The organism is Pseudomonas fluorescens (assembly GCF_900215245.1).
GTDB lineage: Bacteria > Pseudomonadota > Gammaproteobacteria > Pseudomonadales > Pseudomonadaceae > Aquipseudomonas > Aquipseudomonas fluorescens.
The window spans coordinates 3,905,127-3,930,437 of the sequence record NZ_LT907842.1 but is presented as its reverse complement, the minus strand read 5'-3'; the positions used below and the strand labels follow the sequence as shown (position 1 = coordinate 3,930,437).

The 25,311-nt window shown below is 62.3% G+C and carries 24 protein-coding genes, 1 tRNA gene, 1 pseudogene and 1 riboswitch; of the genes and pseudogenes, 20 read left to right on the top strand and 6 right to left on the bottom strand.

Features of this window, described 5'->3' with window-relative positions; translation table 11 throughout:
• Positions 1 to 23: 23 nt before the first annotated feature.
• The 4 genes from CPH89_RS18235 to CPH89_RS18220 are packed head-to-tail and all read left to right on the top strand — an operon-like array spanning position 24 to position 4,072.
• Positions 24 to 1,007 carry a Bug family tripartite tricarboxylate transporter substrate binding protein gene (locus tag CPH89_RS18235; protein ID WP_053254887.1) on the top strand — a complete coding sequence of 328 codons (984 nt, stop codon included), beginning with the start codon at positions 24 to 26 and terminating at the stop codon, positions 1,005 to 1,007.
• Between the two features lie 60 nt (positions 1,008 to 1,067).
• Positions 1,068 to 1,526, top strand: coding sequence for a tripartite tricarboxylate transporter TctB family protein (locus CPH89_RS18230; protein WP_053254886.1), 459 nt, complete (start codon positions 1,068 to 1,070; stop codon positions 1,524 to 1,526).
• A 1-nt stretch (position 1,527) separates the two neighbouring features.
• Positions 1,528 to 3,042 carry a tripartite tricarboxylate transporter permease gene (locus CPH89_RS18225; protein ID WP_053254885.1) on the top strand — a complete coding sequence of 505 codons (1,515 nt, stop codon included), beginning with the start codon at positions 1,528 to 1,530 and terminating at the stop codon, positions 3,040 to 3,042.
• Complete coding sequence (locus CPH89_RS18220) at positions 3,035 to 4,072, top strand: AbrB family transcriptional regulator (RefSeq protein ID WP_053254884.1); 1,038 nt, start codon at positions 3,035 to 3,037, stop codon at positions 4,070 to 4,072. The genes CPH89_RS18225 and CPH89_RS18220 overlap by 8 nt, the downstream gene beginning before the upstream one ends.
• A 64-nt stretch (positions 4,073 to 4,136) precedes the next feature.
• Here the strand turns inward: CPH89_RS18220 and ung are convergent, their stop codons facing one another.
• Positions 4,137 to 4,829, bottom strand: a complete 693-nt coding sequence (gene ung, locus CPH89_RS18215; protein WP_053254883.1) for a uracil-DNA glycosylase — start codon at positions 4,827 to 4,829, stop codon at positions 4,137 to 4,139.
• Between the two features lie 135 nt (positions 4,830 to 4,964).
• Here ung and CPH89_RS18210 point away from each other — a divergent pair, with 135 nt between their 5' ends.
• Complete coding sequence (locus CPH89_RS18210) at positions 4,965 to 6,077, top strand: enoyl-CoA hydratase/isomerase DspII (RefSeq protein ID WP_053254882.1); 1,113 nt, start codon at positions 4,965 to 4,967, stop codon at positions 6,075 to 6,077.
• A gap of 7 nt (positions 6,078 to 6,084) precedes the next feature.
• Here CPH89_RS18210 and CPH89_RS18205 read toward each other — a convergent pair whose 3' ends face one another.
• Both CPH89_RS18205 and CPH89_RS30605 read right to left on the bottom strand, forming a co-directional pair.
• The gene (locus tag CPH89_RS18205; RefSeq protein ID WP_053254881.1) at positions 6,085 to 6,516 is read right to left on the bottom strand and encodes a DUF3757 domain-containing protein; all 432 of its coding nucleotides are present in this window, start codon (positions 6,514 to 6,516) and stop codon (positions 6,085 to 6,087) included.
• Positions 6,517 to 6,680: 164 nt separating this feature from the next.
• Complete coding sequence (locus CPH89_RS30605) at positions 6,681 to 7,019, bottom strand: hypothetical protein (RefSeq protein WP_073637176.1); 339 nt, start codon at positions 7,017 to 7,019, stop codon at positions 6,681 to 6,683.
• A 317-nt stretch (positions 7,020 to 7,336) separates the two neighbouring features.
• Here CPH89_RS30605 and CPH89_RS30935 point away from each other — a divergent pair.
• The 15 genes and pseudogenes from CPH89_RS30935 to CPH89_RS18130 form a co-directional block, all read left to right on the top strand.
• Positions 7,337 to 8,053 (top strand): annotated as a pseudogene (locus CPH89_RS30935) (MCP four helix bundle domain-containing protein); the annotation flags it as partial.
• A 27-nt stretch (positions 8,054 to 8,080) separates the two neighbouring features.
• Positions 8,081 to 8,959, top strand: a complete 879-nt coding sequence (locus CPH89_RS30930; protein ID WP_408634343.1) for a methyl-accepting chemotaxis protein — start codon at positions 8,081 to 8,083, stop codon at positions 8,957 to 8,959.
• A 168-nt stretch (positions 8,960 to 9,127) separates the two neighbouring features.
• A riboswitch (guanidine-I (ykkC/yxkD leader) is annotated at positions 9,128 to 9,229 on the top strand.
• A gap of 60 nt (positions 9,230 to 9,289) precedes the next feature.
• Positions 9,290 to 10,357 carry a putative urea ABC transporter substrate-binding protein gene (locus tag CPH89_RS18190; protein ID WP_053254878.1) on the top strand — a complete coding sequence of 356 codons (1,068 nt, stop codon included), beginning with the start codon at positions 9,290 to 9,292 and terminating at the stop codon, positions 10,355 to 10,357.
• 12 nt (positions 10,358 to 10,369) lie between these two features.
• A complete protein-coding gene (locus CPH89_RS18185) occupies positions 10,370 to 11,185 on the top strand; it encodes an ABC transporter permease (RefSeq protein WP_053254877.1) in 816 nt (271 codons plus the stop codon).
• Complete coding sequence (locus CPH89_RS18180) at positions 11,182 to 11,946, top strand: ABC transporter ATP-binding protein (protein ID WP_053254876.1); 765 nt, start codon at positions 11,182 to 11,184, stop codon at positions 11,944 to 11,946. The genes CPH89_RS18185 and CPH89_RS18180 overlap by 4 nt, the downstream gene beginning before the upstream one ends.
• Positions 11,943 to 12,668, top strand: a complete 726-nt coding sequence (locus tag CPH89_RS18175) for an urea amidolyase associated protein UAAP1 (RefSeq protein ID WP_053254875.1) — start codon at positions 11,943 to 11,945, stop codon at positions 12,666 to 12,668. The genes CPH89_RS18180 and CPH89_RS18175 overlap by 4 nt, the downstream gene beginning before the upstream one ends.
• A gap of 9 nt (positions 12,669 to 12,677) precedes the next feature.
• On the top strand, positions 12,678 to 13,307 hold the full coding sequence (locus CPH89_RS18170; RefSeq protein WP_053254874.1) for an urea amidolyase associated protein UAAP2: 630 nt from the start codon (positions 12,678 to 12,680) through the stop codon (positions 13,305 to 13,307).
• A gap of 258 nt (positions 13,308 to 13,565) precedes the next feature.
• Positions 13,566 to 17,204, top strand: coding sequence for an urea carboxylase (uca, locus tag CPH89_RS18165; RefSeq protein ID WP_053254873.1), 3,639 nt, complete (start codon positions 13,566 to 13,568; stop codon positions 17,202 to 17,204).
• Positions 17,205 to 17,232: 28 nt separating this feature from the next.
• A complete protein-coding gene (gene atzF, locus CPH89_RS18160) occupies positions 17,233 to 19,005 on the top strand; it encodes an allophanate hydrolase (protein WP_053254872.1) in 1,773 nt (590 codons plus the stop codon).
• A 63-nt stretch (positions 19,006 to 19,068) separates the two neighbouring features.
• Positions 19,069 to 19,281, top strand: coding sequence for a cysteine-rich CWC family protein (locus CPH89_RS18155; protein WP_053254871.1), 213 nt, complete (start codon positions 19,069 to 19,071; stop codon positions 19,279 to 19,281).
• Positions 19,281 to 19,973 (top strand): 16S rRNA pseudouridine(516) synthase, encoded by a 693-nt coding sequence (locus tag CPH89_RS18150; protein ID WP_053254870.1) that lies wholly within the window; start codon positions 19,281 to 19,283, stop codon positions 19,971 to 19,973. The genes CPH89_RS18155 and CPH89_RS18150 overlap by 1 nt, the downstream gene beginning before the upstream one ends.
• Positions 19,974 to 20,277: 304 nt before the next feature.
• The gene (locus tag CPH89_RS18145; protein WP_053254869.1) at positions 20,278 to 21,162 is read left to right on the top strand and encodes an alpha/beta fold hydrolase; all 885 of its coding nucleotides are present in this window, start codon (positions 20,278 to 20,280) and stop codon (positions 21,160 to 21,162) included.
• Positions 21,163 to 21,376: 214 nt separating this feature from the next.
• Positions 21,377 to 21,450: transfer RNA gene (locus tag CPH89_RS18140), tRNA-Gly, on the top strand.
• Positions 21,451 to 21,648: 198 nt separating this feature from the next.
• Complete coding sequence (locus CPH89_RS18135; RefSeq protein WP_053254868.1) at positions 21,649 to 22,173, top strand: DUF3833 domain-containing protein; 525 nt, start codon at positions 21,649 to 21,651, stop codon at positions 22,171 to 22,173.
• A 23-nt stretch (positions 22,174 to 22,196) separates the two neighbouring features.
• On the top strand, positions 22,197 to 22,502 hold the full coding sequence (locus tag CPH89_RS18130; protein WP_053254867.1) for a DUF6482 family protein: 306 nt from the start codon (positions 22,197 to 22,199) through the stop codon (positions 22,500 to 22,502).
• 81 nt (positions 22,503 to 22,583) lie between these two features.
• Here CPH89_RS18130 and CPH89_RS30175 read toward each other — a convergent pair whose 3' ends face one another.
• The 3 genes from CPH89_RS30175 to CPH89_RS18120 form a co-directional block, all read right to left on the bottom strand.
• Positions 22,584 to 22,736 carry a DUF6124 family protein gene (locus tag CPH89_RS30175; RefSeq protein ID WP_155512279.1) on the bottom strand — a complete coding sequence of 51 codons (153 nt, stop codon included), beginning with the start codon at positions 22,734 to 22,736 and terminating at the stop codon, positions 22,584 to 22,586.
• Positions 22,737 to 22,913: 177 nt separating this feature from the next.
• The gene (locus tag CPH89_RS18125) at positions 22,914 to 24,107 is read right to left on the bottom strand and encodes an MFS transporter (protein ID WP_053254866.1); all 1,194 of its coding nucleotides are present in this window, start codon (positions 24,105 to 24,107) and stop codon (positions 22,914 to 22,916) included.
• Positions 24,104 to 25,267: an MFS transporter gene (locus CPH89_RS18120; RefSeq protein WP_053254865.1), complete on the bottom strand. Its 1,164-nt coding sequence runs from the start codon at positions 25,265 to 25,267 to the stop codon at positions 24,104 to 24,106. The genes CPH89_RS18125 and CPH89_RS18120 overlap by 4 nt, the downstream gene beginning before the upstream one ends.
• Positions 25,268 to 25,311 lie beyond the last annotated feature (44 nt).

Here is a 25,311-nt window from a genome sequence, read left to right as displayed (position 1 = left end):
TAACAACAAAGACGGAGATAAAAATGACCTATTCACTGCGTAAATTGGCCCTCGCCGCCGGTTGCATGCTGTTCGCCGGCCAACTGCTGGCCACCGACGAACCGAAACGCCCGGAGTGCATCGCCCCGGCCTCACCCGGCGGTGGTTTTGACCTGACCTGCAAACTGGCGCAAAGCGCGCTGGTCAACGAGAAGTTGCTGAGCAAGCCGATGCGCGTCACCTACATGCCTGGCGGCGTGGGCGCGGTGGCCTATAACGCGGTGGTAGCACAGCGCCCGGCGGACGCGGGCACGCTGGTGGCCTGGTCCAGCGGTTCCCTGTTGAACCTGGCCCAAGGCAAATTCGGCCGCTTCGATGAAAGCGCCGTGCGCTGGTTGGCGGCGGTGGGCACCAGTTACGGGGCCATCGCAGTCAAAAGCGATTCGCCCTACAAGAGCCTCGACGATCTCGTAAAAGCCTTGAAGAAAGATCCAGGCAGCGTGGTGATCGGTTCCGGTGGCACCGTCGGCAGTCAGGACTGGATGCAAACCGCGCTGATCGCCAAAGCCGCCGGGATCAACCCGCGTGAGCTGCGCTATGTGGCCCTCGAAGGCGGCGGTGAAATCGCTACCGCCCTGCTCGGCGGCCATATCCAGGTGGGCAGTACCGACATCTCCGACTCCATGCCGCACATCCTCAGCGGCGACATGCGCCTGCTCGCGGTGTTCGCCGAAGAGCGCCTGGACGAGCCAGAAATGAAGAACATTCCTACCGCCAAAGAGCAAGGCTACGACATCGTCTGGCCGGTCGTCCGCGGCTTCTACCTCGGGCCAAAGGTCAGCGACGCCGACTACGCGTGGTGGAAAGAGGCATTCGACAAGCTGCTGGCCTCCGAGGAATTCGCCAAGCTGCGTGACCAGCGCGAGCTGTTCCCGTTCGCCTTGACCGGCCCGGAGCTGGACACCTACGTGAAGAAACAGGTGGCTGACTACAAAGTGCTGGCCAAAGAGTTCGACCTGATCCAGTAAACGCCCCTCTTTCGCGCGGCCGCGCCTTCATCAATGGAGGGCGCGGCCCAGGAGTTGCACATGCTCTTACAACGCATTTTCGCCGCGGTGATGCTGCTGGCCTGCGCCGGTCTGGCACTGATGGCCTGGCCGTATCAGGCGGCATTTTCCTACGAGCCGGTCGGGCCTCGCGCCTACCCGCTGCTGATGCTCGGGCTGATGAGCCTGGGCCTGATCTACATGCTGTTTCGCCCACAACCGACCCAACACACCGAGGAAGAACCCGCCCTGGACCGCGACACGCTGGTCAAGATCGGTATCTGCGTCACCTTGTTGATCGTGTTTGCGGCGACCTTCGAGTCCCTGGGTTTCATCCTCAGCAGCATGCTGATCGGCATCCCGATGGCGCGCCTGTATGGCGGCCGTTGGATGCCCAGCCTGGTGATCGTCAGCCTGATGGCCATCGGCCTTTACCTGCTGTTCGATAAAGCCATGGATGTACCGCTGCCCCTCGGCCTGCTCGAAGTTCTGGAGAACTGATATGGATACGTTCAGCTATTTGGGCCAGGGCTTCGGCGTTGCACTGACCCCTTACAACCTGGTGACCGCGCTGTGCGGCACCTTGATCGGCACCGTGGTCGGCCTGCTGCCGGGCCTGGGCCCGATCAACGGCGTGGCCTTGTTGATCCCCATCGCGTTCGCCCTGGGCCTGCCGCCGGAATCGGCGTTGATCCTGCTGGCAGCGGTGTACCTGGGCTGCGAGTACGGCGGGCGTATCAGCTCGATCCTGTTGAACATTCCTGGCGAAGCCTCCACCGTGATGACCACCCTCGACGGCTACCCGATGGCCCGCAAAGGCCTGGCCGGTGTCGCACTGTCGTTGTCGGCATGGAGTTCATTCATCGGCGCGTTCATCGCCACCTGCGGCATGGTGCTGTTTGCCCCATTGCTGGCCAAATGGGCGATTGCCTTCGGCCCGGCGGAATATTTCGTACTGATGGTCTTCGCAATTGTCTGCCTCGGCGGCATGGCCGGTGACAAACCGCTGAAGACCTTTGTTGCGGCGCTGATCGGCCTGTTCCTGTCGGCCGTCGGTATCGACGCCAACAGCGGCGTGTACCGCTTTACCGGCGACAACATCCACCTCACCGACGGCATTCAATTCGTGGTGTTGGTGCTGGGCCTGTTCTCCATCAGCGAGATTCTTTTGCTGCTGGAAAAAACCCACCGTGGCCAGGAAGCGGTGAAAGCCACCGGGCGGATGATGTTCAACCTGAAGGAAGCGTCCTCGGTGTTCGTGGTTAACATCCGCTGCGGCCTGCTGGGTTTCATCATGGGCGTATTGCCAGGTGCCGGTGCAACACTGGCGTCAGCCGTTGCCTACATGACCGAGAAACGCCTGGCGGGTGCCAGCGGCAAATTCGGCCAGGGTGACATGCGCGGCCTCGCCGCTCCGGAAACCGCGATCGGCGCTTCCGCCTGCGGCGCCCTGGTGCCGATGCTGACCCTGGGCGTGCCCGGCTCGGGCACCACGGCAGTGATGATCGGCGCCCTGTCGCTGTACAACATCACCCCCGGTCCACTGCTGTTCCAACAACAGCCGGACATCGTCTGGGGCCTGATCGCTTCGTTGTTTGTCGCCAACATCATGCTGGTGATCCTCAACATCCCGATGATCCGCATCTTCACGCGCATCCTCGCCGTACCGAACTGGGCGCTGGTGCCGGTAATCGCCATCATCACCGCGATCGGTGTGTACGCGGTTCACGCCACCACCTTCGACCTGTTCCTGATGGTCGGCATCGGCATCTTCGGTTACATCCTGCGCAAGCTGGACTTCCCGCTGTCGCCGGTCCTGCTGGGCTTTATCCTCGGTGGCCTGATGGAGCAAAACCTGCGCCGTGCACTGTCGATCTCCAACGGTGCGCTGGACATCCTCTGGTCAAGCCCGATCACGTTCGGGGTGTGGGTGCTGACCGTGCTGATGCTGGCCTTCCCGCTGGTGCGTATCTACCGTAAACGTGCCCTGCAGCGTCGTGCCCTGGCCGATGTCTGAGGTCACCTTTAAACACTGGTGGGCAACACCGCTGGTCGGCCTGGCCGGCGGTTACCTGGCCAGCCTCGTCGGCTGGCCTTTGCCGTATATGGTCGGCTCGTTGCTGGCGATCATTGTGGTGCGCTGCCTGACGCCGTGGCAGTTGGCGGAGATTCCCGGCGGGCGCAAATGCGGCCAGTGGGTGGTCGGCATTGGCATCGGCCTGCACTTCACGCCGGTGGTGATCGAGCAGGTGATGAGCCACTTCGGCCTGATTTTCTTCGGCGCACTGATCACCAGCGCGTCGAGCATCGTCGGCGTGTGGTTGATGCGCCGCAGCGGTGAGGACCGCGCCACCGCGTTTTTCTCCAGCATGCCGGGCGGCTCCGGTGAGATGGTCAACCTCGGCGCACGCAACGGCGCGGTGCTCAGCCGGGTCGCGGCGGGGCAGAGTTTGCGTGTGCTGGTGGTGGTGCTGTGTGTGCCGGCGATCTTCAAGTATTTGCTCGAAGGCGGTGCGCCGCAGTTTCATCCGGCGCCCGTGAGCTGGATGTGGCTGGCGCTGCTGTTTCCGCTGGGTGCACTGGTGGCATTGGGGTGGCAGCGTTTGCGCCAACCCAACCCGTGGCTGTTCGGGCCGCTGCTGGTCAGCGCGACTGCCAGTGTTGTCTGGGACTTGCATATCGGCCTGCCCGACGGCGGCAGCCAGATCGGCCAATGGCTGATCGGCAGCGGTTTGGGCTGCCACTTCAACCGTCAGTTCTTTCGTCGAGCACCGTCGTTCATGGCGCGTACGCTGGTAGGTACGGCGTTGACCATGGCGCTGGCGACGTTGGCGGCAGTTGGCTTGAGCGCCATGACGCAACTGGACTTGCGCTCACTGACGCTGGGCATGATGCCGGGCGGCATTGCCGAAATGAGCCTCACCGCCGAGACCCTGCAACTGTCGGTGCCCTTGGTGACGGCGATGCAGGTCATGCGTTTGTTGTTTGTGCTGTTTCTGGCGGAGCCCTTGTTCCGGCACTGGAACCGCCAGCCAGACCACGCTTAAGCCCTGAGACGGCTTAAAATGTGGGAGCGCGCAAGCCCGCTCCCACCGTCGATGGCGATGGCCCTCAACCAGGCGGCAACCGCCACTCGATCGGCGTCTCGCCATTCTGCTCAAGAAACTTGTTGGTCCGGCTGAAATGCCCGCACCCCAGAAACCCGCGATACGCCGAGAGCGGCGACGGATGCACCGACGTCAGCACCAGGTGCTTGGTCGCATCCACCAACTTCTGCTTGCCTTGCGCATGCGCGCCCCATAACAGGAACACCAGGTGTGGCTGGTGCTCACTGACCACTTCGATAATTCGGTCAGTAAAGAACTGCCAGCCTTTACCGGCATGCGCGTTGGCATTGGCACGCTCTACGGTCATGGTGGTGTTGAGCATCAGCACGCCCTGATCCGCCCAGCTTTGCAGGCAACCGTGGTTGGGAATGTCGATGTTCAGGTCGCGCTTGAGCTCTTTGTAAATATTCACCAGGGACGGCGGCGTCGGCACGCCCGGTTGTACCGAAAAACACAGACCATGGGCCTGGCCCGGGCCGTGATACGGGTCTTGGCCGAGGATCACCACCTTGACCTTGTCCAGCGGCGTGGAGTTAAGCGCATTGAAAATCAGCGGGCCCGGCGGGTAAATCTCTTTACCGGCGGCATGCTCCTGGCGCAGGAACTCGCGCAGTTCGGACATGTAGGGCTTGTCGAACTCATCCCGCAGGGCATGTTTCCAGCTGGGTTCGAGTTTGATGCGGTCGCCTTCGGTCATGGTGTGTTCATCGTGTAAAAAAGAATGGGCGAACCCTAGGAAAGCCGACCCCGCTTGTCAATTGATCTGACACACAACCGGCACTTTCCTTTGAAGCGTTCATACTGAACGTTCACTTTCTCGATTGAGGTCACGATGAACCTGCACTTCGAAGAGCTGACCGGCAGCGACGGTGCCCGCCTCGGCATCGCCAGCCTGGACGCTGAAAAGTCTCTGAATGCGCTGTCCTTGCCCATGATCCTGGCCTTGAGCGATCGCCTGGATGCCTGGGCCAAAGACCCGAACATCGCCTGCGTGCTGCTGCGCGGGAATGGGCCAAAAGCCTTTTGCGCCGGCGGCGAAGTCCGCAGCCTGGCCCAGGCCTGCCGTGAACTGCCCGGCGAAGTGCCCGCCCTGGCCGCGCAGTTTTTCGCCGCCGAATACCGCCTTGACTATCGCCTGCATACCTATCCAAAACCACTGATTTGCTGGGGCCACGGCTATGTATTGGGCGGGGGCATGGGCCTGCTGCAAAGTGCATCGGTGCGTATCGTCACGCCGAGCAGTCGCCTGGCCATGCCCGAGATCAGCATCGGCCTGTACCCGGATGTGGGGGCCAGTTGGTTCCTGTCGCGGCTGCCGGGCAAGCTCGGTTTATTCCTTGGCCTCACCGGTGCGCACATCAATGGTCGTGATGCACTGGACCTGGGCCTGGCCGACCGTTTCCTGCGCGATGACCAGCAAGAAGAGTTGATAGAAGGCCTGCTGCAACTGAACTGGCAGGAACAAACCGCAGTGCAGCTCAACAGCCTGCTCAAGGCGTTGGCCCAGGAGGCCATCAGCCAGCAACCCGAAGCGCAATGGCTACCACGCCGTGCGCAAATCGATGAGTGGCTCGATGTGGGTGATGTGCGCAGTGCGTGGCGAGCCTTGAGCCCGTTGCACGAGCATGCCGACCCGCTCTTCAGCCGCGCCGGCAAGACACTCAGTGAAGGCTGCCCACTGACGGCACATCTGGTGTGGGAACAGATCCAGCGGGCTCGCCACTTGTCTTTGGCCCAAGTGTTCCAGATGGAATACACCCTGAGTCTCAATTGCTGCCGTTACCCGGAGTTCAGCGAAGGCGTGCGCGCGCGTTTGATCGACAAGGACCAGCAGCCCCATTGGCATTGGCCCGATATCAACACCGTCCCGGACGCGGTGGTGCAAGCGCACTTTACCAAGGCGTGGGAAGGCAGGCATCCCCTGGCCGACTTATCAGACTACTGACAGGTGATTACTTCAGCCGCCTGACCGTGAATGAACAATTGTCCGGCTGGCTGTCCTGGCAGATGTAAACGTCCTGATTCAGCGGATCGGTGCTGAGTTGCCAATGCAAAGTGGCCGTGAGTGACATGGTGTCGAGCTTGCCCGGTGTGTCATACCGCAAAGCCATCATCTGGCCGTTGCCCATGCGGTAGACACACTTGTCCAAGTGGCCGTTTTCCCGCTCCTGGCCTTTGCCGGGCGTGAAGAGTGCGCCAATGAAACGATCGGCGAAATCATCGACGTCAACTTTAGGGCTTTGCCACAGTGACTGCCCGCTGGAGGCTTGGAAATAGCCATCCGCGTATTTGACCGATGAGGGATAGGGGCAGCCCTGCTCCGCCTTGAGCGGTGTAAGCCCGGCTACCGTCACAAAGACTGCACACGCTAATTGTTTGATCATAAGGCGCTGGTTCCATTGGCCCACTGTTGCCCTGGATACGCACAACGGCGCTCCGCCAGTGAACCGCATCTGAAACACTGACGATAGCTGTTAAAACTGACAGTACCGATAAAAGGCAGCACAAAAAAAGCGGCGCTGAATGCGCCGCCTCACGTCAAAACCTGCTACCGGTGGCCGCCGCGCCCGCCTCCATGATCGGATCCATGACCTCGACCACCATTGCCCCAGTGACCGCCTCCCCAGCCCTGGTTCGGGTACGGCCGGTAAGCCGGTCTTGGGTAATAACGCGGTGCTGGCTGGTAATAACGCGGCGCCGGCTGGTAGTACCGTGGCGGCGCGTAGTAACTGCGTCCATACGAGTAAGTGGGACCACCGTAATAATAGGCTGGCGCCGGTGCGGTATAGACCTCCGAGCGATAGTAAGTGGCGCCACCATCGTAGTAAGGCACACACGCAGACAGGGTCAGGCCGAATAAAGCACTAAGAAGCAGTCGTCGATACATGGCGGCCTCCTGGACCGCGGGAGAGCACCTCCAGCGACGCTGGAGGGCGGCATTCATCTTTCACTGAATGACGAAACATCTGACATCAAAAACTGAATCTGGTGCGTTTCTGTAACAACTTGGTACATCTGCAGCGTAGCCCGATGCACCCTGCGGTGCCCTATCGGCATAGACGCGCGGTGGTCAAAAAGCTGTATCGATTCAGTCATTTTGTCTGTCATGAAACTTCCTCGATAAACATGATGTCATTGTGATATCGACCATGAGCAAGGAGGCTCTAGCGCGAGCCCTCACTCTATTCTCGTCGGATACACGTCATGAAAATTTCTACCAAGCTCCTGCTTTCGTTCGTTTTGTGTGCGCTTGTCACCCTCGGTGTCGGGATGCTGGGAATAAAAGGTGTCGTTCGGCTCGCCAACGCACTGGAACTAACCTTCTCCAACAACCTGGTGTCTGTCAGCAATACGGCCTCCACGCTCAATGGCCTGGTCGCGCACAACCGTGGTCTGTACCGATTACTCGATGCCAGCAACGGCAACGTCAATCAACAAGACCGCGACCGCGTACGCCAGGACATTGCCAGCGAACTCAAGCGCAGCCAGACCGCGTATGCCACGTACCGCGCCACGCCACTGGAAGATGACGAACGCGTCGCGGGCGACAAGCTCGACCAGATCTGGCCGAACTATGTCAGCAGTTCCGAACGCATTATCTCGATGCTCGACAGCGGCCAGACAGAACAGGCTCGCACGCAGCTCAACACCACCAATAATGAACTGTTCCGCCAGGCCCGCGAGCTGATCCGCGTGATGATCGAGTCCAATAACCGCCAGATCAAAGAAGGCGCAATCGCCGCCGAAGCGCTGCGCGACAGCGCATTGACGTGGATGATCAGCGGCATCGTCCTGGCGTTCATCATTGCAATCACCATCGGCCTGCTGATCACGCGCCTGATCACCCGCCCTATCGCACAAGCGGTCGAAAGCGCTCAACGCATTGCCAAAGGCGACCTGACCCACGCCATCGTCACCGAACGCACTGACGAAGCCGGGCAACTGTTGATGGCGCTGTCCGATATGCAAGGCGGCTTGAAAAGCACCCTGGTGGAAATTGCCAACGCTGCGGACCAGCTCGCGTCGGCCGCCGAAGAACTGAGCGCGGTTACCGACGAAAGCACCCGTGGCCTGACTCGCCAGAATGACGAAATTCAACAGGCTGCCACCGCGGTAAACCAGATGACCACGGCGGTGGACGAAGTGGCGAGCAATGCGGTGTCGACCTCGCAAGCGTCCCGGCAGGCCACCACCGAAGCGGAGGAAGGTCGCCAGCAAGTCGAGCAGGCCGTGTCGGGCATGGAGTCGATGGTGGTCGAGATCAATGATTCGACGCAGTCGGTCGCGGATCTCGCCAACCAGGTGCGAGAGATCGGCAAGGTCATTGATGTCATCCGCAGCATTGCCGACCAGACCAACCTATTGGCCCTCAATGCCGCCATCGAAGCCGCCCGCGCAGGCGAGCAAGGCCGAGGTTTCGCGGTGGTCGCTGACGAGGTGCGGGCATTGGCCCATCGCACCCAAACCTCCACGGTCGACATTGAGAAAATGATTGGTGACGTGCAGCTCGGCGCCGATGATGCCGTGGCCGCCATGAACAAGAGCCTGAGCTGGGCCAATGACACCCAGGCCTTGGCGCAAAACGCCGGGCAAGCCCTGCAGCGGATCACCACCAGCGTGGCGATGATCAACGAGCGTAACCTGGTGATCGCCTCCGCATCGGAGGAACAGGCGCAGGTGGCCCGCGAAGTGGACCGCAACCTGCTCAACATCCAGGACCTGTCGACCCAGACCGCCGCCGGCGCCCACCAGACCAATGCCTCCAGCCAGGACCTGTCCCGTCTGGCTACTTCGTTCAATGTACTGGTCAGCAAGTTCCAGCTGTAATCGCCTCATTAGTGTGCGCCCGCGCACCGACCTGACGCACATCCCTTCGCGCCCAACCCTCGCGGCGCCCTTGCCCGGCTGAAAAGCCGGGCTTGTGCCTCACTTGGCACGACTCTCGCTTTAGCTCCCTCGTGCAGGATTGATTACAGGTTCGCGGCACCACAATTTGCAATGGCTGACTAGGGTTCCGGCTCGCTGATCGCGAGTGGCTGGTCCGAGAGTTGGCGACCTCCAGTTGAGGTTACACGGCGGGATAAAAGCCCGGGAGACAAGCCACCGTTTACGGTGCCGCGTTGCTCCTGCTCGCCCTTGATCAACTGGAGAAACCCCATGCCCTCAATTCGTTTACCCGCCCTGCTCGCCGCGGCCTTTGCCGCCGTGATGAGCGTTCAGACCCAAGCCGCCCCCAAAGACCACTTCAGCGTGTGCTGGACGATTTATGCCGGCTGGATGCCGTGGGAATACGCCGGCAGCCAAGGCATCCTCGACAAGTGGGCCAAGAAGTACGGCATCAAAATCGACATGGTGCAGCTCAATGACTATGTCGAATCCATCAACCAGTACACCGCCGGCCAGTTCGACGGCTGCACCATGACCAACATGGACGCCCTGACCATTCCCGCCGCCGGTGGCGTGGACAGCACCGCGCTGGTGGTCAGTGACTTCTCCAACGGCAACGATGGCGTGGTGATCAAGGGCACCGGCAAGACCGTGGCCGACCTCAAGGGCATGAACGTCAACCTGGTGGAACTCTCGGTGTCCCACTACCTGCTGGCCCGCGCCCTGGAGTCGGCCGACCTCACCGAAAAAGACCTGAAAGTCGTCAACACCTCCGACGCCGATATCGCCGCGGCCTTCAACACCGACCAGGTGCAAGCCGTCACCACCTGGAACCCGATGCTTTCTGAGATCAGGGCTAAACCGGGCGTCACCGAAGTGTTCGACTCCAGCAAAGTGCCCGGCGAAATCATGGACATGATGGTGGTCAACACCCAGACCCTCAAAGACAACCCCAAGCTGGGCAAAGCGTTGACCGGCGCCTGGTTCGAAGTGGTTGCGCTGATGAACGCCAAAAACGCGGCCAGCACCGAAGCGTTGGAGCACATGGCCAAAGCCTCCGGCACCGACCTCAAGGGTTTCCAGTCGCAACTGGACACCACCAAGCTGTTCGCCACCCCCAAGGAAGCGCTGGCCTTCGCCACCAGCGCGCAGTTGCCCGCCACCATGCGCAAGGTCGCCGAGTTCTCGTTTGCGCACGGCCTGCTCGGCGAAGGCGCCAAAGACACCAGCGCCGTGGGCATGCGCTTCGCCAACGGCGTGACCAGCGGCGACACCGCCAACCTCAAGCTGCAGTTCGACCCCAGCTACGTGCAAATGGCCGCCGACGGCACGCTGTAAGAGGAACCGGCCATGCGCCTGATCAACCGCCACCCGGAACGCTCCAGTCGCCTGTTGTTGGTGATGCTGCCGTTCGCCCTGCTGCTGTTCGCCTACTTTGTGGGCTCGGCCGAGCGCCTGGCGGACAACCCCAACGACAAGCTGCTGCCCAGCGCCGTGCAAATGGGCGACGCCCTGCAACGCCTGGCGTTCAGCGCCGACACCCGCACCGGTGAATACGTGCTGTGGCAAGACAGCGCGTCGAGCCTGCGCCGCCTGGCTATCGGCCTGGGGATCAGCGCCCTCGCCGGCCTGTGCCTGGGCATCGCCGCCGGGACGCTGCCGCTGTTTGGCGCGCCGTTGTCGCCTTTGCTCACGGTGCTGTCGATGGTGCCGCCGCTGGCGATCCTGCCCATCCTGTTCATCGTGTTCGGGCTGGGGGAGCTGTCCAAAGTCATGCTGATCGTCATCGGCATCACACCGGCCCTGGCGCGCGACCTGGAACAGCGCGCCCGGGAAATTCCCGTCGAGTTGCTGGTCAAGGCGCAGACCCTCGGCGCCTCCACCTGGACCCTGATGCTGCGTGTGGTGCTCCCGCAACTGCTGCCGCGTCTGCTGATCTCGCTGCGGCTGATGCTCGGCTCGGCGTGGCTGTTCCTGATCGCCGCCGAGGCCATCGCCTCCACTGACGGTTTGGGCTACCGGATTTTCCTGGTGCGCCGCTACCTGGCGATGGACGTGATTCTGCCTTACGTGGTGTGGATCACCCTGCTCGCCTGGCTGATGGACTGGGGCCTCAAAACCCTGACGCGGCGTGCGTTCCCCTGGTACGAAGGAGCGCGGGCATGAGCTTTATCAGCGTCAACAATGTGTGGCAGCGCTATGGTGACCAAGTGGTGCTGGAAGGGCTCAACCTGCAGGTCGACGAGGGTGAGTTTTGCACGCTGGTCGGTACCTCGGGTTGCGGCAAATCCACCTTCCTGCGCCTGCTGCTGGGCCAGGAAACCGCGAGCAAGGGCCAGATCCTGCTGGATGGCCAGGCGCTCGCTGCCGAGCCGGATGCGAGCCGTGGCGTGGTGTTCCAGCGCTACTCCGTGTTCCCGCATTTGACCGTGCTGGATAACGTCGCCCTCGGCCTTGAGCTACCCCGCTCGCCATTGCTGGGCCGGCTGTTCGGCAGCGCCAAACACCACGCACGTGAACAGGCTGCCGCCCTGCTGCGTAAGGTCGGCCTGGACCACGCGCTGGACAAATACCCGGCGCAGCTCTCCGGCGGCATGCAACAACGCCTGGCCATCGCCCAGGCCCTGATCATGAAACCCCGCGTCTTGCTGCTGGACGAACCCTTCGGCGCCCTCGACCCGGGCATTCGCAAAGACATGCACCAGCTGCTGCTGGCGCTGTGGCGCGAAACCCGGCTGACGGTGTTCATGGTCACCCACGACCTGAGTGAAGGCTTCAGCCTCGGCACGCGCTTGCTGGTGTTCGACAAGGTTCGCGTCGACCCCCACGCCCCCGGCGCCTATGGCGCGCGCATCACCTACGACATCCCTTTGAACAGCGAGCGCCGCAAAGCGCTCGCCGCCGAACTTGGAGCGACTTCCAAATGACCGATTCCACTCAATTGTTTCCCCCGTTCGCCGAAGAGATGCTGCCCGGCGGCGGCCACCGTTCCTTTGTGCTCAAGCGCGGCCAACTGCTGCGCCTCACCGACCTGCGCGGCGGTGCCAACGTCAGCCTGACCCTGCTCAACGCCAACGAAAAAACCGAGCGCCTGAACCTGCCCGACAGCCTCAAGTGCCAACACACCGCCAAGCTCACCAGCGGCCATTGCCTGTACTCGGACATGGGCCGCGTGCTGGCCGCCATCACCGCCGACACCTGCGGCTGGAGTGACAGCATCGGCGGTGTGTTGTGTGCCTGCGAAGTGGCCGAGAAGTACGGCCAGGGCCGCTATCAAGAGCTGCGCAACGGCTTCTTTCGCAACGGCACCGATAACCTGTTGGTGGAATTGGGCAAGTGGGGCCTGGGGCTGTCCGACCTGCTGATGACCCTCAACCTGTTCAGCCGCGTCAACGTCGAGAGCGACGGTGGCTTGCACTTTGTGCCGGGCAATTCCAAGGCCGGCGACTACATCGAGCTCTACGCGCCGATGGACACGCTGGTGGTGCTGACCGCCTTGCAACACCCGATGGACCCCAACCCGAACTACGCCCCACAGCCGCTGAAACTCAGCTGGATGAACGCAGACCCCAGTGTCGCCGAACACTGCCGCACCTCGCGCCCGGAAAACGAGCGCGGCTTTATCAACACCGACCGCCTGTTCGCCTGAGGAGCTGCCATGTCTATCGCACTGAAACACCCGGACGCCGCCGTGTACCGCGCCACGATTCCCGCCGGCGAGCCGTGGCTGATGGAGGTCAAGGCCGGCCAGACGTTGCGCATCCTCGACCTTGAAGGCAACCAGGCTGTCGACACGTTGTTCTACAGCCTTAAAAACCCGCGCGAGCGCTACGACGTGCAACGCACGTTACGTCGGCAAAACAGCGTGTACCTGAGCACCGGCAGCGTGCTGTATTCCAACCTTGGCCAGCCGATGCTGACCCTCGTCGACGACACCTGCGGGCGTCACGACACCCTCGGCGGCGCCTGTGCCCAAGAGAGCAACACCGTGCGCTATGCCCTGGAAAAACGCTACATGCACAGCTGCCGCGATAACTACCTGCGCGCCTGTGCGCACGACGGGCGTCTGGGCAAAAGCGACATCGGGCCGAACATCAATTTCTTCATGAATGTGCCGGTCACGGCCGACGGTGGGCTGACGTTTGAAGACGGCATCTCCGCCCCTGGCAAGTACGTCGACCTGCGCGCGGAGATGGACGTGATCGTGCTGATTTCCAACTGCCCGCAACTGAACAACCCGTGCAACGCCTACAACCCAACCCCTGCGGAGCTACTGGTATGGAACTGAAACTCAAGCGCCTGCGCCGTTGGTTATTTGCCCTGTGCCAGGCCCGCGCCGGGCAGTGCCTGCAAAAACGCTGAAGGTTCCCTGTGGGAGCTGGCTTGCCTGCGATGGAGGTGAATCTTCCAATAAATAAGGGGACAGACACACCGCCATCGCGGGCAAGCCCGTTCCCACAGTTGACCGCTTTCACCACCCGAGATTTGCGCCACGGACGACCCTGGCGCGCACCCCAATTGGCGGGACGGCCCGCAGGGTTTTGCCATGTTCGAAAAACTCTTGATCGCCAACCGTGGCGCCATCGCCTGCCGCATCCTGCGCACCTTGCGCGCGCTGCACGTCAAAGGCATTGCGGTGTACGCCGAAGCCGATGCGGCCAGCCTGCATATCCAGCAGGCCGACGAAGCCTACAGCCTCGGTGAAGGCGCGGCGGCCAGTACCTACCTGGCGATGGAAAAAATCCTCGCCACCGCCAAGGCCTGTGGGGCCCGGGCGATTCATCCCGGCTACGGCTTCCTCTCGGAAAACGCCGCTTTCGCCGAAGCCTGCGAAAACGCGGGTATCGCCTTCGTCGGGCCGGCGCCTGAACAGCTGCGCGTATTCGGGCTCAAGCACACCGCACGGGCCTTGGCCAAGCACCATCAGATCCCCTTGCTGGAAGGCACCGAGCTGCTCGACAGCCTTGATGCAGCGCTGACAGCGGCAGACACGGTGGGCTACCCAGTCATGCTCAAAAGCACCGCCGGCGGTGGTGGCATTGGCATGCGCGTGTGCCGCAGCGCAGCCGAGTTGAGCGAGTCCTTCGAGGCCGTCAAGCGCCTGGGGCAGAACAATTTCAGCGACGCCGGTGTGTTCATCGAGAAGTACATCGAGCACGCTCGCCATCTGGAAGTGCAGGTGTTTGGCGACGGCACTGGCGAGGTGATCGCCCTCGGCGTGCGCGACTGCTCCGTGCAACGGCGCAACCAGAAAGTCCTCGAAGAAACCCCCGCGCCAAACCTGCCCGACGGCATGGCCGAGGCCTTGTGCGCGGCCGCCATCACCCTGGCCAAAGCCGTGAACTACCGCAGTGCCGGCACCGTGGAATTTATCTTTGACAGCGCCGATGGCCGCTTCTACTTCCTAGAAGTGAACACGCGCCTGCAGGTGGAACACGGCGTGACCGAGCAAGTGTGGGGCGTGGACCTGGTGCGCTGGATGGTGCAACTGGCGGCGGGTGAATTACCACCATTGAGCGGGCTGGTGCGGCAACCCCGTGGCCATGCGATCCAAGCGCGCCTGTATGCGGAAGACCCGGGCAAGGATTTCCAGCCCAGCCCAGGCCTGTTGACCCGCGTGGACTTCCCGACTGCCGAGGGGTTGCGCATCGATACCTGGGTAGAAGCCGGTTGCGAGATTCCAGCGTACTTCGATCCGATGATCGCCAAGCTCATCACCTGGGCGCCGACCCGCGAACAGGCGCGCCTGGATTTGCATCAAGCGTTGAGCGACAGCCAGCTCTACGGCGTGGAAACCAACCGCGACTACCTGCGCCAGATTTTGCTGGCCACGCCTTTCGCCAGCGGTCGGCCGTGGACGCGCTGCCTGGAAGGCCTGGCCTACAGCGCCGACACCGTTGAAGTGCTCAGCGCCGGCACGCAAACCAGTGTGCAGGACTACCCGGGGCGCCTCGGGTACTGGGCCGTCGGCGTGCCACCGTCCGGGCCGATGGACAGCCGTGCGTTGCGTTTGGGTAATCGCCTGCTGGGTAATCGCGACGGCGCCGCAGCGTTGGAAATCACCATGAGTGGGCCGATGGTGCGCTTCAACTGCGCTGCCGTGGTGGCCGTGACGGGCGCCGATATTCCTCTGTTGCTGAACGAGCAAGCAGTGCCGATGAATACCGCGCTGTTGATTGCCCCCGGTTCGGTGTTAAGCCTTGGCAGCATCGCAGGACCCGGCGCGCGCAGTTACCTGTGCCTGCGGGGCGGCCTGCAGGTGCCGGACTATCTGGGCAGTCAAAGCACGTTCACGCTTGGCCAGTTCGGCGGGCATGGCGGGCGGGCGTTGCGCGCGGGTGATGTGCTGCACCTGTTGCCCTTGCAGGACACGCGCGCGGGGCAACGCCTGGTCGCCGAACCCTTGGCGCAAACACGCACGCTGCGCGTGATTTATGGCCCGCACGGTGCGCCGGAATACTTCAAGCCCGAGTACATCGACACCTTCTTCGCCACCCACTGGGAAGTGCATTTCAACTCCAGCCGCACCGGCGTGCGCCTGATCGGGCCGAAGCCTGTGTGGGCACGCACGGACGGCGGCGAAGCGGGGCTGCACCCGTCGAACATCCATGACAATCCCTACGCGATAGGCGCAGTGGATTTTACCGGCGACATGCCGGTGATCCTCGGGCCGGATGGGCCGAGCCTGGGCGGGTTCGTGTGCCCGGTGACGGTGATCGAGGCCGACCTTTGGCAGTTGGGGCAATTGAAGGCGGGAGACAAACTGCGCTTCGAGCCGGTGAACCTTCAGACCGCGCGTGAGCTCGCCTTGAAATGGGATCAATGTGGGAGCTGGCTTGCCTGCGATAGCAGCCACTCGGTACTTCAGACAGACCCCAGTGATGCCATCGCGGGCAAGCCCGGCTCCCACACTGGCCACCCGCCACTTAACCTCGAGTCGCCTGTGGTGCTGAACATCGGCCAGGCCGACACCCGCCTGGTCGCGCGCCTCGCCGGCGACACCCACCTGCTGCTGGAAATTGGCGCCGCCGAACTCGACCTGGTGCTGCGCTTTCGTGCCCACGCCCTCATGCAGGCGCTTGAAGCCCGCGCCCTGCCCGGCGTGCTCGACCTGACGCCGGGCATCCGCTCGCTGCAAATCCACTACCAGCCCGAACACCTGCCATTGGCCGACCTGCTGCCGCTGATCACCACACACTGGGCCGCCGTGTGCGCCACGCCGAACCTGCAAGTGCCCTCGCGCATCGTGCATTTGCCGCTGTCGTGGGACGACCCGGCGTGCCAGCTGGCGATCGAAAAATACATGACCACCGTGCGCAAGGACGCGCCGTGGTGCCCGAGCAACCTGGAGTTCATCCGACGCATCAACGACCTGGCCAACCTCGATGAAGTACGCCATACCGTGTTCGACGCCAGCTACCTGGTGATGGGCCTGGGCGACGTCTACCTCGGCGCGCCGGTGGCGACGCCGCTGGACCCGCGTCATCGTCTGGTGACCACCAAATACAACCCGGCCCGCACCTGGACCGCCGAAAACTCGGTGGGCATCGGCGGCGCCTACCTGTGCGTCTATGGCATGGAAGGCCCGGGCGGCTATCAGTTTGTGGGGCGCACCTTGCAGATGTGGAACCGCTACAGGGAAGTCGCGGCGTTTGACGGCAAACCGTGGTTGTTGCGGTTCTTTGACCAGATCCGGTTCTACCCGGTGAGCAGCGATGAGTTGGTGCAGATCCGTCGGGATTTCCCGCTCGGACGCTTTGCATTGAACATCGAACACAGCCAGTTGAACCTGGCGGATTACCAGGACTTTCTGGCGCGGGAGGCCTCAAGTATCGACGCGTTTCGCGAGCACCAGCAGCACGCGTTTAATGCCGAGCGCGAACGCTGGATCGCCAGTGGCCAGGCGCACTACCACAGTGAAGAACCGGCGCTGCCATTGGGCGCTGACTCGCCGCTGCAGGCCAATGAAATCAGTGTCGACAGCCCTATCGCCGGCAACCTCTGGCAAGTCCAGGTGACGGCGGGCGAGCGGGTGCTGGGCGGCGATGTGTTGGTGGTGCTTGAGTCCATGAAAATGGAAATCCCGGTAATCGCGCCCTGCGCCGGCACCGTGCGCGAGATCCCGGTGCAACCCGGCAGCGGCATCAGTGCCGGGCAACGGGTGATGGTGCTGGAACGTGACTGACTTTTCTTTTTCGACAGGCGGACAAGCCATGAATCTGCAACTGGACAACCTGCGCAATGCCTACCTCAGCGGCGACACCACGCCCCGCGATCTGCTGCTGCAATTGCGCGAAAAAGCGGCGCAGTTGAACCCTGACTATCACCTGTTTATCCACCTGCTCAGCGTGGCGGAACTGGAGCCGTACCTGGCGGCACTGGACGCTCGCGAGCCGTCCGAATTGCCGCTGTTCGGCGTGCCCTTTGCAATCAAGGACAACATCGACCTGGCGGGCATTCCCACCACCGCAGCCTGCCCGGCCTTTGCCTATGTACCGACGCGCAGCGCGACGATTGTCGAGCAACTGATCGCCTTGGGCGCGGTGCCGCTGGGCAAGACCAACCTGGATCAGTTCGCCACCGGGCTCAATGGCAGCCGCTCGCCCTATGGCGCCTGCCCCAACAGTGTGTTGCCGGAGTATCCCGCGGGCGGTTCCAGCGCGGGGTCGTCGTTGGCCGTCGCCCTGGGCGTGGCGAGTTTTGCCCTGGGCACCGACACCGCCGGTTCCGGGCGGGTGCCGGCGGCGCTGAATAACCTGGTGGGGCTCAAGGCGAGCAAAGGGCTGATTTCCACGGCGGGTGTGGTGCCGGCGTGCCGTACGCTGGATTGCGTCACCACCTTTACGCGCACCGCGCGCGAAGCCAGCCAGTTGCTGGGGTTAACCGCCAGGCTGGACCCGCTGGATGCATACAGCCGCCAGAACCCGGCCTGGAATGATGCCTCGGCATTCGGCACGCCGAAGCCGTTTCGCTTTGGCGTGCCGCGCGAGCAGGACCTGGAATTCTTCGGCTGCGAGCAAGGCCCACTGCTGTTCCAGCAGGCCATCGCGCGCCTGATTGCGCTCGGCGGCGAGCCCGTCACGCTGGACCTGTCGCCCTTCCTCGACGCCGCGCGCCTGCTCTACGAAGGGCCGTGGGTGGCCGAGCGCTACAGCGTCGCGGGTGAATTGATGGTGCGTGATCCAGAAGCGGTGCTGCCGGTGATTCGTGCCGTGTTGGCCAAGGCGCCGGCGGTGACCGGCGTCGACACCTTCCGTGCTCAGTACCGTCTGCAAGCCTTGAAAGCACAATGTGACCGCTTGCTCAACACACTCGATTGCGTGCTGACGCCGACCATTGGTCGCCCGGTCACGCTGGAAGAACTGCGCGCCGAGCCGGTGCTGCGCAATGCCGAACTGGGCTACTACACCAACTTCATGAACTTGCTGGACTACGCGGCCGTCGCCGTGCCCAGCGGCTTGATGGAAAACGGGTTGCCCTGGGGCGTGACGCTGTTTGGTCGGGCGTTTACCGATCAATACTTGCTGGGTGTAGCGGATGCGTTGCAACGCCAGCAGGATGCGTCACTGGGCGCACCGGCAGGCAGCGCCAACCATGACGTCACGCGGCTGGTGGTGTGCGGCGCGCACCTGCAAGGGCTGGCGCTGAACCCGCAATTATTACGCCGGGGCGCGCGCTTGCTGGCGTGCACCCACAGCTCAGCGGACTATCAATTGTTCGCCCTGGCCGGCGGGCCACCTTATCGCCCCGGCATGCTGCGGGTGAGCGAGGGTGGCGTGGCGATCGAGGTGGAAGTGTGGGAGCTGCCGAGCAGCGAACTCGGGTCGTTCCTGACCGGTATCCCTGCGCCTTTGGGCATCGGCAAGGTGCAACTGGCGGACGGCCGCTGGGAAAGTGGGTTCATCTGCGAGCCCTACGGTTTGACGGGCGCCGTGGATATCAGCCACTTCGGCGGCTGGCGTGGCTACCTGCGCAGCTTGCAATAGCGCGGCGGCGCTGTATCGTGCTGGGAACCGCACAGCCCTGCCCGATACAGCCTGAACCGACTGATGAACACGCCAACCCTTTGCCCCGCCTGTGGTGCGCGCAACGACTGCGCCCTGGCCGACCCGCGCACCGCCGACCAAGCCTGCTGGTGCTACAGCGTCAGCATTGACCCGGCGGTGCTCGAAGCCCTGCCCGACGAACTGCGCAACACCGCCTGCCTGTGCCCACGGTGCGCGCAGGTGGAGGCGCAATTGCGTGAGGCGGGTTCAGCGTAATGCGCGTTGATCGTTTCCTCAGCAATTTGCCGCGTTTCAATCGCCAGCAAGTGCGCTTGCTGCTGGTTGAGCGACGGGTGACGGTCGATGGCGTGGCCGTCAGCGATCCGCACCATGACGTGCGCGAATTCAGCCGCGTGTGCGTTGACCATGAGGTTGTGCAGGCCGGCAAACCGGCGCGTTATTTCATGCTGCACAAACCTCAAGGCTGCGTCAGCGCCACCTCTGACCCACAACACGCGACCGTCCTCGACCTGCTGGATGAACCCGACAAGGGCGAACTGCATATTGCCGGGCGCCTGGATTTCAACACCACCGGGCTGATGCTAATCACCAACGACGGCCAGTGGTCACGGCGCCTGACACAGCCGCAGACCAAACTGCCCAAGGTTTACCGCGTGCAAACCGAGCAGACCATCGGCCCGGAGTACGCGGTGACGTTTGCGGCGGGTGTGTATTTCGCGTTTGAAGACCTCACCACCCAGCCCGCCGAGCTGGAACTGCTGGGGCCAAGGACAGCGCGACTGAGCATCATCGAAGGCCGCTATCACCAGGTGAAGCGTATGTTCGGGCATTTCGATAACAAGGTGATCGGCCTGCACCGCGAGCGCATGGGCCCTTTGGCGCTGGATGCAGGCCTTGCACCCGGCGAATATCGAGCCCTGACTGACGACGAAATCCAACAGGTCTGATGACCGTTCGGCCGGTGATGGCAAAAAACCCATTTATTGCCTTGCGAGGCGGCGGCTCTGCTGCTTGAATCAAGACGTCAGCCAAATTATGACTGATGAGTCGCCTATAACCTCCAAGAAACACCTTGCCCCGCCCGCGCTTGATCTACGGGCCTTCCAGGCAAACAGCCCGCCATAACAATACCTCTCGGCCAGCCGCCATCGGACCGACATGGGCCCTCCTCTTCCAGGCGTATGCCTACCTGTCACAAAGCTCGTGCAGAGTGTTCTGCGCGCACTACCCGCTTGCCAGGAGTCTTACGACATGAGGCCAGAAATCGCTGTGCTGGATATACAGGGTCAGTATCGGGTTTACACGGAGTTCTATCGCGCGGACGCAGCGGCCAAGACCATTATCCTGGTCAACGGCTCCATGGCCACCACGGCGTCCTTCGCCCAAACCGTGAAAAGCCTGTATCCGCAATTCAACGTGGTTTTGTACGACCAGCCCTACGCCGGCCGCTCCAAAATCCATAATCGTCATGAGAAGATGCTGACGAAGGAAGTCGAAGGCCAGCTGCTGCTGGAACTCATCGACCACTTCGCCGCTGAACACATTCTGTCGTTTTCCTGGGGCGGCGCCGCCACCCTGGTTGCCCTCGCCCACCGGCCACGGCGCGTGGAAAAGGCGGTGATCAGCTCGTTCTCACCGGTGATCAACGCGCCCATGCGCGACTACCTTGAACGCGGCGTCGACTACCTCGGCAACCTCGACCGCGACCGCGTCGGCCACCTGGTCAACAGCACCATCGGCAAACACCTGCCGTCGCTGTTCAAACGCTTCAACTACAAACACGTGAGTAGCCTGGCCGAGCACGAATACGGGCAGATGCACTTCCACATCAGCCACGTGCTCAACAGCGATCGGCTGTGCTACCTCAAGGCGGCCCGGCAGATCGACATTCCAGTGCTGTTTTTGAATGGCGAATGGGATGAATACACCAGCGCTGAAGACGCCAAATTGTTTGGCCAGCATGTGGCCAACAGCAGCTTCAGCACCATCCAGGCGACCGGGCATTTCCTGGACATGGAACACAAGGCGGCATGCCGGGATAGTCGAGAGGCGGTGGTGGGCTTTTTGAAACCAGAGCGGCAGGTGGGTCGATTGCGCTATCACCAGGGGCAGACGCAGCATGCCTTTGCGATCTGAACCGCTCATGTGGGAGCCGGGCTTGCCCGCGATGCAAGCGCCTCGGTGTATCAGTTGCACTCAGGTGACGCCATCGCGGGCAAGCCCGCTCCCACACAAGCTTGCGCGAGTATGAGGTCCGTTCGTCGACTGGCTGGATGAACGCAACCCACACATTTCTCGAAGAAAAACTTCAAATCCCGGCGAACATCTGGTACAAAGTCAGCCGCTCTGAGCGGGTATAGTTTAGTGGCAAAACGAAAGCTTCCCAAGCTTTAGTTGAGGGTTCGATTCCCTCTACCCGCTCCACTCAAACAGTGCACTCACGTCAGGATAGTTCTGACGCGGGATGCGTAAAAAAAACCGGTTCCTGGTGACCGGTTTTTTTATGGGCGCGATTTGAGTTACCCGTCATTCGTCCGGTTAAACCTGTACAAATCAATATTTCTGTACAAGTATCAAGTCTGAGCGTTGGCACTTCGCCACGTACGATCCCGGAGCCGGGCAATGACACGTCTACTGGTTTCATTGTTGCTGGTGTTGAGTTTAAGCAGTTGCAGCAGCGTAGGGGTCGACCACTACGCCGACCAGCAGCCGCAGTTGGACCTGCAACGCTTCTTCAGCAAACCCGTCAAGGCGTGGGGGATCTTCCAGAAGCGCTCGGGGGAAGTGGCCAAGCGCTTTGAAGTGAATATCACCAGCCGGCGCGAGGGCGACGCGCTCATTCTTGACGAACGGTTCCTGTACAGCGATGGCACGCGCCAGCAGCGAGTGTGGACGCTAACCCCGGATGGCCCTGGCCGCTGGCGCGGGCGCGCCGGTGATGTGGTCGGCGACGCAATCGGCGAAGTGGCGGGTAACGCACTGCGTTGGCGCTACCGACTCAACCTGCCGGTGGACGGTTCGGTGTACGAAGTCAGCCTGGACGACTGGATGTACTTGATGGACGAGGACACCTTGATCAACCGTTCCAGCATGACCAAGTTCGGCGTCGAATGGGGCCAGATCACGTTGTTTTTCCGTCGCCAATGAACGACCGAGAGTGAGGGTGAATCATGAATATGAAAATGCTGACCGAACTGGCGGTAAAGGGCGAAGTGCGTGAGCTGGAACTGCTGTCGCTGGAAGGGGGTTTCTACATCGCGCGCGTCAAGTTGGATCATGTCGAGATGACGCTGTTGGACGACGACGCCAAGCCGATGCGCATCGGCTCCACCACGCATTTGCGCGACCTGTTGCAACGGGTTCCGCCGTTTCCTTGCGTGCTGGTGCAGCAGTGCGTACACGATGAAATGTGCGGGGCACGGGAAGGGCCAATCGGCGCGTTGCGCATTCCGTTTACGTTGACCGCGTCCCTTTAAGGTGACTTGCGTATTTTGGATCCCCTCCCCCGTGGTATGGGCGGCCTGGGAAGGCAAGCCGGTTGCGGTGCGCGCAAGAACCTACGCGGCGCGGTCCACACCGTCCTGCGCCGCTTCCACCAGCATCAGCCCCAATTCAAGCATTTGCTGAATGGCCAGGGCCAGGTAGCGATGGTGGGCGGGCAGGTCCTCGGTAAATACGGGTGATTCGACAAATATCCTACCTACGCCCATACGTCATTGGCGCATAGCACGCTTATTCGGATCGTTTCCTATCACGCAACAGCCACTCGTCACTGATTGATAGGCATTCGAAAAGTGCGCCGGGATTTTTGAAGCGCGAACTTTACAACCATGCAGCCCGTGCAATTACGTAGGACGGAACTGAGTTTTCCATCCGAAACGAGCCAGTCAACGGTCCACGGCTATCCCCCGCTGCACCACCCACGCCAACGGCAACGTCGCACACAACATCCCCGCCAGCACCAGCACCGCCAGCGGCACACCCAACGCATCGCCTAACCCGCCAAACACCACCGGCGCCAGCGCCCCGCCGCCTATCGTGCCGGTGTAGAACAGCGCAAACGCCTGCTCGCGTTTGCCGGCGCCGGCCAGGTCCGGCACGGCGCCGTAGAGCACCGAAGACGTGCCGTTCAGCACCAGGCCCAACACCGGCAACATCGCCATCAAGCCACCCAGCGGCAGGTACACGGCGGCGACGATCAGCAGTGCCGTGCCGGTTTCCGTCAGCCATACGGTCTTCATCATGCCGATGCGGGCACCGAGGTAGCCGCAGAACAATTTGCCGAACGCACCGCCAATGAACAGCAGGGTCAAGGCCAGGCCAATACCCGCCGTGCCCGCACCTTTGGCTTGCAGCAGGAACGGCAGGAACGTGAGGAAACCCATGCGCACGGCGCTGTCGAGGGTGCCGGTGAGGATCAGCGCGCGCAGGCCGATGACCGAGCCGGTTCGACTCAAGGGCCTGGCGTTTTTTGTCGCGGCGGATTCGCACACCGGAGCAGGCGCCCACCACCACAGCAGCCCTGCCGCCGCCAGCCCGAGCAACCCCAGCAGGGTCGCGCTGGCACGCCAACTGATGACCGTCAGCAGCAAGCCCACCAACCCCGGGATCAGGGTTTTGCCGATGTCACCGGAAAAGTTGTATTGCGATAACGCCTGCTTGACCCCACCACCGTCCTCATAAGCATCGGTAATCATCGAAGAGGCCAGCGGGTGTTGGGTACTCGCTCCCAGCCCACCCAATAGCAAAGCCAGCAACAACATGCCAAGCCCGGTGGCTTGCCCCACCAATAAGTAAGCGATACCTGCCAACGCGGTGCCGCCCACCAGCAACGGTATACGCCCCCAACGTTTGGCGGCGCGGCTGGCCATGAGTTGGAACACGGCCATCATCCCGGAGTAGGCGCCGCGCAATAGGCCGATTTGAGCGTAGGACAAGGCGAATTGCGCCTGCCAGATCGGCAGCAGCACGTAGATGACGTCGGTGAGGCCATCGTGTACGGCGTGGGCGCTGCAACCGGTAATCAGCGCGCGGCGGCGCGTGGAGGGGGCGCGGGCAGGCACGGCGACGGTGTCGTTCATGGGGTTTGAATCAACGCAGGTGGATGAAGCTTCCAGCCGGTCAGTGCGATCAGCAGGGTCAGCAGTTGAAAACCGATAATCAGTGCCACGCAGCCGGCCCAGCCCCACTGCTCCCAGATCAATGCCGGTGCGATGGCACCGCAACTGCCGCCCAGGTAGTAACACGTGAGGTAAACCCCCACGGCGCCCGCCTTGTTGTCACCGGCGGTGGCGGTGATGAACGCATTGGCAGCGGCCTGGGCGAGGAACACGCCGGTGGAACTGAGCGCCAGGCCGACGACGATGCAGCCCAGCGAAGGCGCCAGGGTCAGCGCCGAGCCACTGACACCGAGCACGGCGGCGATACCCAGCAGCTCGGCGTGGGGCCGGGCTTTGCTGAGGCGGCCCGCGAGGGGGATCACGATCAAGGCCAGTAGAAACACCATGTACAGCGTGCCCAACGCCGCAGGCCCGAGGTTGAACGGCGGCAAGCCAAGGTACAAACCCGCGTAAGTAAAGGCCGCAACTTGGCAGAACAACACGCAAAAACCTACGGCGTAGGCGGCCAACAGCGGTTTGCGGAAAATGCCCGAGGATGACGTGTTAAGTCGCTCGGTGCGCGGTCGGTTTGAGGGCAGCAGGAATTGGATAAACCCGCCCACCATCAGGCTCAATACGGCCAACCATTCGAAGGCTTCCCGCCAGCCCACGTATTCAGTCATCACCCCCGTGACGAAGCGCCCGGCGAACCCGCCCAACACAGTGCCCGCCACATAAAGGCTGGTGACTTCGGTGACCGTGCCGCCACGCCAACGGTCACCGATGTAGGCCACACTGGTTGCGAACACCACCGGAATCAACAGACCTTGCACGCACCGCCATACCAGCACTTGGGCAAAGCTGTCGGCGTACGCGGTCATCAGTGCGGGCACCGCCAACAACAGCGCGGCCACGCTGATGACGGTGCGTTGCTCGAAGCGCCCGGTCAGCCGGCTGACAAAGGGTGCAGTGACCGCCACGGCCAGGGTGGTGACCGTGATACTCCAGCCCGCGGCCTTGGCGCTGATGTGAAACTGCGCGGCAAAGGTCTGCAGGATGCTCTGGGTGGCATAGAGGTTAAGAAACGCCGCGCAGCCACACAGGAACAGGGCAAGACGGGCACAATGCAGGCGCGGTTTCATGAAACCTCTCGTTTTATTTTGTGAGGTCTTTATAGAATGGCCGA

Bases quoted from the DNA above. Each gene is read 5' to 3' on its own strand.
- CPH89_RS18210 (WP_053254882.1), top strand. From the start codon at position 4,965: ATGAACCTGCACTTCGAAGAGCTGACCGGCAGCGACGGTGCCCGCCTC.
- uca (WP_053254873.1), top strand. From the start codon at position 13,566: ATGTTCGAAAAACTCTTGATCGCCAACCGTGGCGCCATCGCCTGCCGC.
- CPH89_RS18135 (WP_053254868.1), top strand. From the start codon at position 21,649: ATGACACGTCTACTGGTTTCATTGTTGCTGGTGTTGAGTTTAAGCAGT.
- atzF (WP_053254872.1), top strand. From the start codon at position 17,233: ATGAATCTGCAACTGGACAACCTGCGCAATGCCTACCTCAGCGGCGAC.
- CPH89_RS18185 (WP_053254877.1), top strand. From the start codon at position 10,370: ATGCGCCTGATCAACCGCCACCCGGAACGCTCCAGTCGCCTGTTGTTG.
- CPH89_RS18220 (WP_053254884.1), top strand. From the start codon at position 3,035: ATGTCTGAGGTCACCTTTAAACACTGGTGGGCAACACCGCTGGTCGGC.
- CPH89_RS30605 (WP_073637176.1), bottom strand. From the start codon at position 7,019: ATGTATCGACGACTGCTTCTTAGTGCTTTATTCGGCCTGACCCTGTCT.
- CPH89_RS18235 (WP_053254887.1), top strand. From the start codon at position 24: ATGACCTATTCACTGCGTAAATTGGCCCTCGCCGCCGGTTGCATGCTG.
- CPH89_RS30930 (WP_408634343.1), top strand. From the start codon at position 8,081: ATGGCGCTGTCCGATATGCAAGGCGGCTTGAAAAGCACCCTGGTGGAA.
- CPH89_RS18130 (WP_053254867.1), top strand. From the start codon at position 22,197: ATGAATATGAAAATGCTGACCGAACTGGCGGTAAAGGGCGAAGTGCGT.
- CPH89_RS18170 (WP_053254874.1), top strand. From the start codon at position 12,678: ATGTCTATCGCACTGAAACACCCGGACGCCGCCGTGTACCGCGCCACG.
- CPH89_RS18155 (WP_053254871.1), top strand. From the start codon at position 19,069: ATGAACACGCCAACCCTTTGCCCCGCCTGTGGTGCGCGCAACGACTGC.
- ung (WP_053254883.1), bottom strand. From the start codon at position 4,829: ATGACCGAAGGCGACCGCATCAAACTCGAACCCAGCTGGAAACATGCC.
- CPH89_RS18125 (WP_053254866.1), bottom strand. From the start codon at position 24,107: ATGAACGACACCGTCGCCGTGCCTGCCCGCGCCCCCTCCACGCGCCGC.
- CPH89_RS18145 (WP_053254869.1), top strand. From the start codon at position 20,278: ATGAGGCCAGAAATCGCTGTGCTGGATATACAGGGTCAGTATCGGGTT.
- CPH89_RS18230 (WP_053254886.1), top strand. From the start codon at position 1,068: ATGCTCTTACAACGCATTTTCGCCGCGGTGATGCTGCTGGCCTGCGCC.
- CPH89_RS18205 (WP_053254881.1), bottom strand. From the start codon at position 6,516: ATGATCAAACAATTAGCGTGTGCAGTCTTTGTGACGGTAGCCGGGCTT.
- CPH89_RS18150 (WP_053254870.1), top strand. From the start codon at position 19,281: ATGCGCGTTGATCGTTTCCTCAGCAATTTGCCGCGTTTCAATCGCCAG.
- CPH89_RS18225 (WP_053254885.1), top strand. From the start codon at position 1,528: ATGGATACGTTCAGCTATTTGGGCCAGGGCTTCGGCGTTGCACTGACC.
- CPH89_RS18190 (WP_053254878.1), top strand. From the start codon at position 9,290: ATGCCCTCAATTCGTTTACCCGCCCTGCTCGCCGCGGCCTTTGCCGCC.
- CPH89_RS18180 (WP_053254876.1), top strand. From the start codon at position 11,182: ATGAGCTTTATCAGCGTCAACAATGTGTGGCAGCGCTATGGTGACCAA.
- CPH89_RS18175 (WP_053254875.1), top strand. From the start codon at position 11,943: ATGACCGATTCCACTCAATTGTTTCCCCCGTTCGCCGAAGAGATGCTG.
- CPH89_RS30175 (WP_155512279.1), bottom strand. From the start codon at position 22,736: ATGGGCGTAGGTAGGATATTTGTCGAATCACCCGTATTTACCGAGGAC.
- CPH89_RS18120 (WP_053254865.1), bottom strand. From the start codon at position 25,267: ATGAAACCGCGCCTGCATTGTGCCCGTCTTGCCCTGTTCCTGTGTGGC.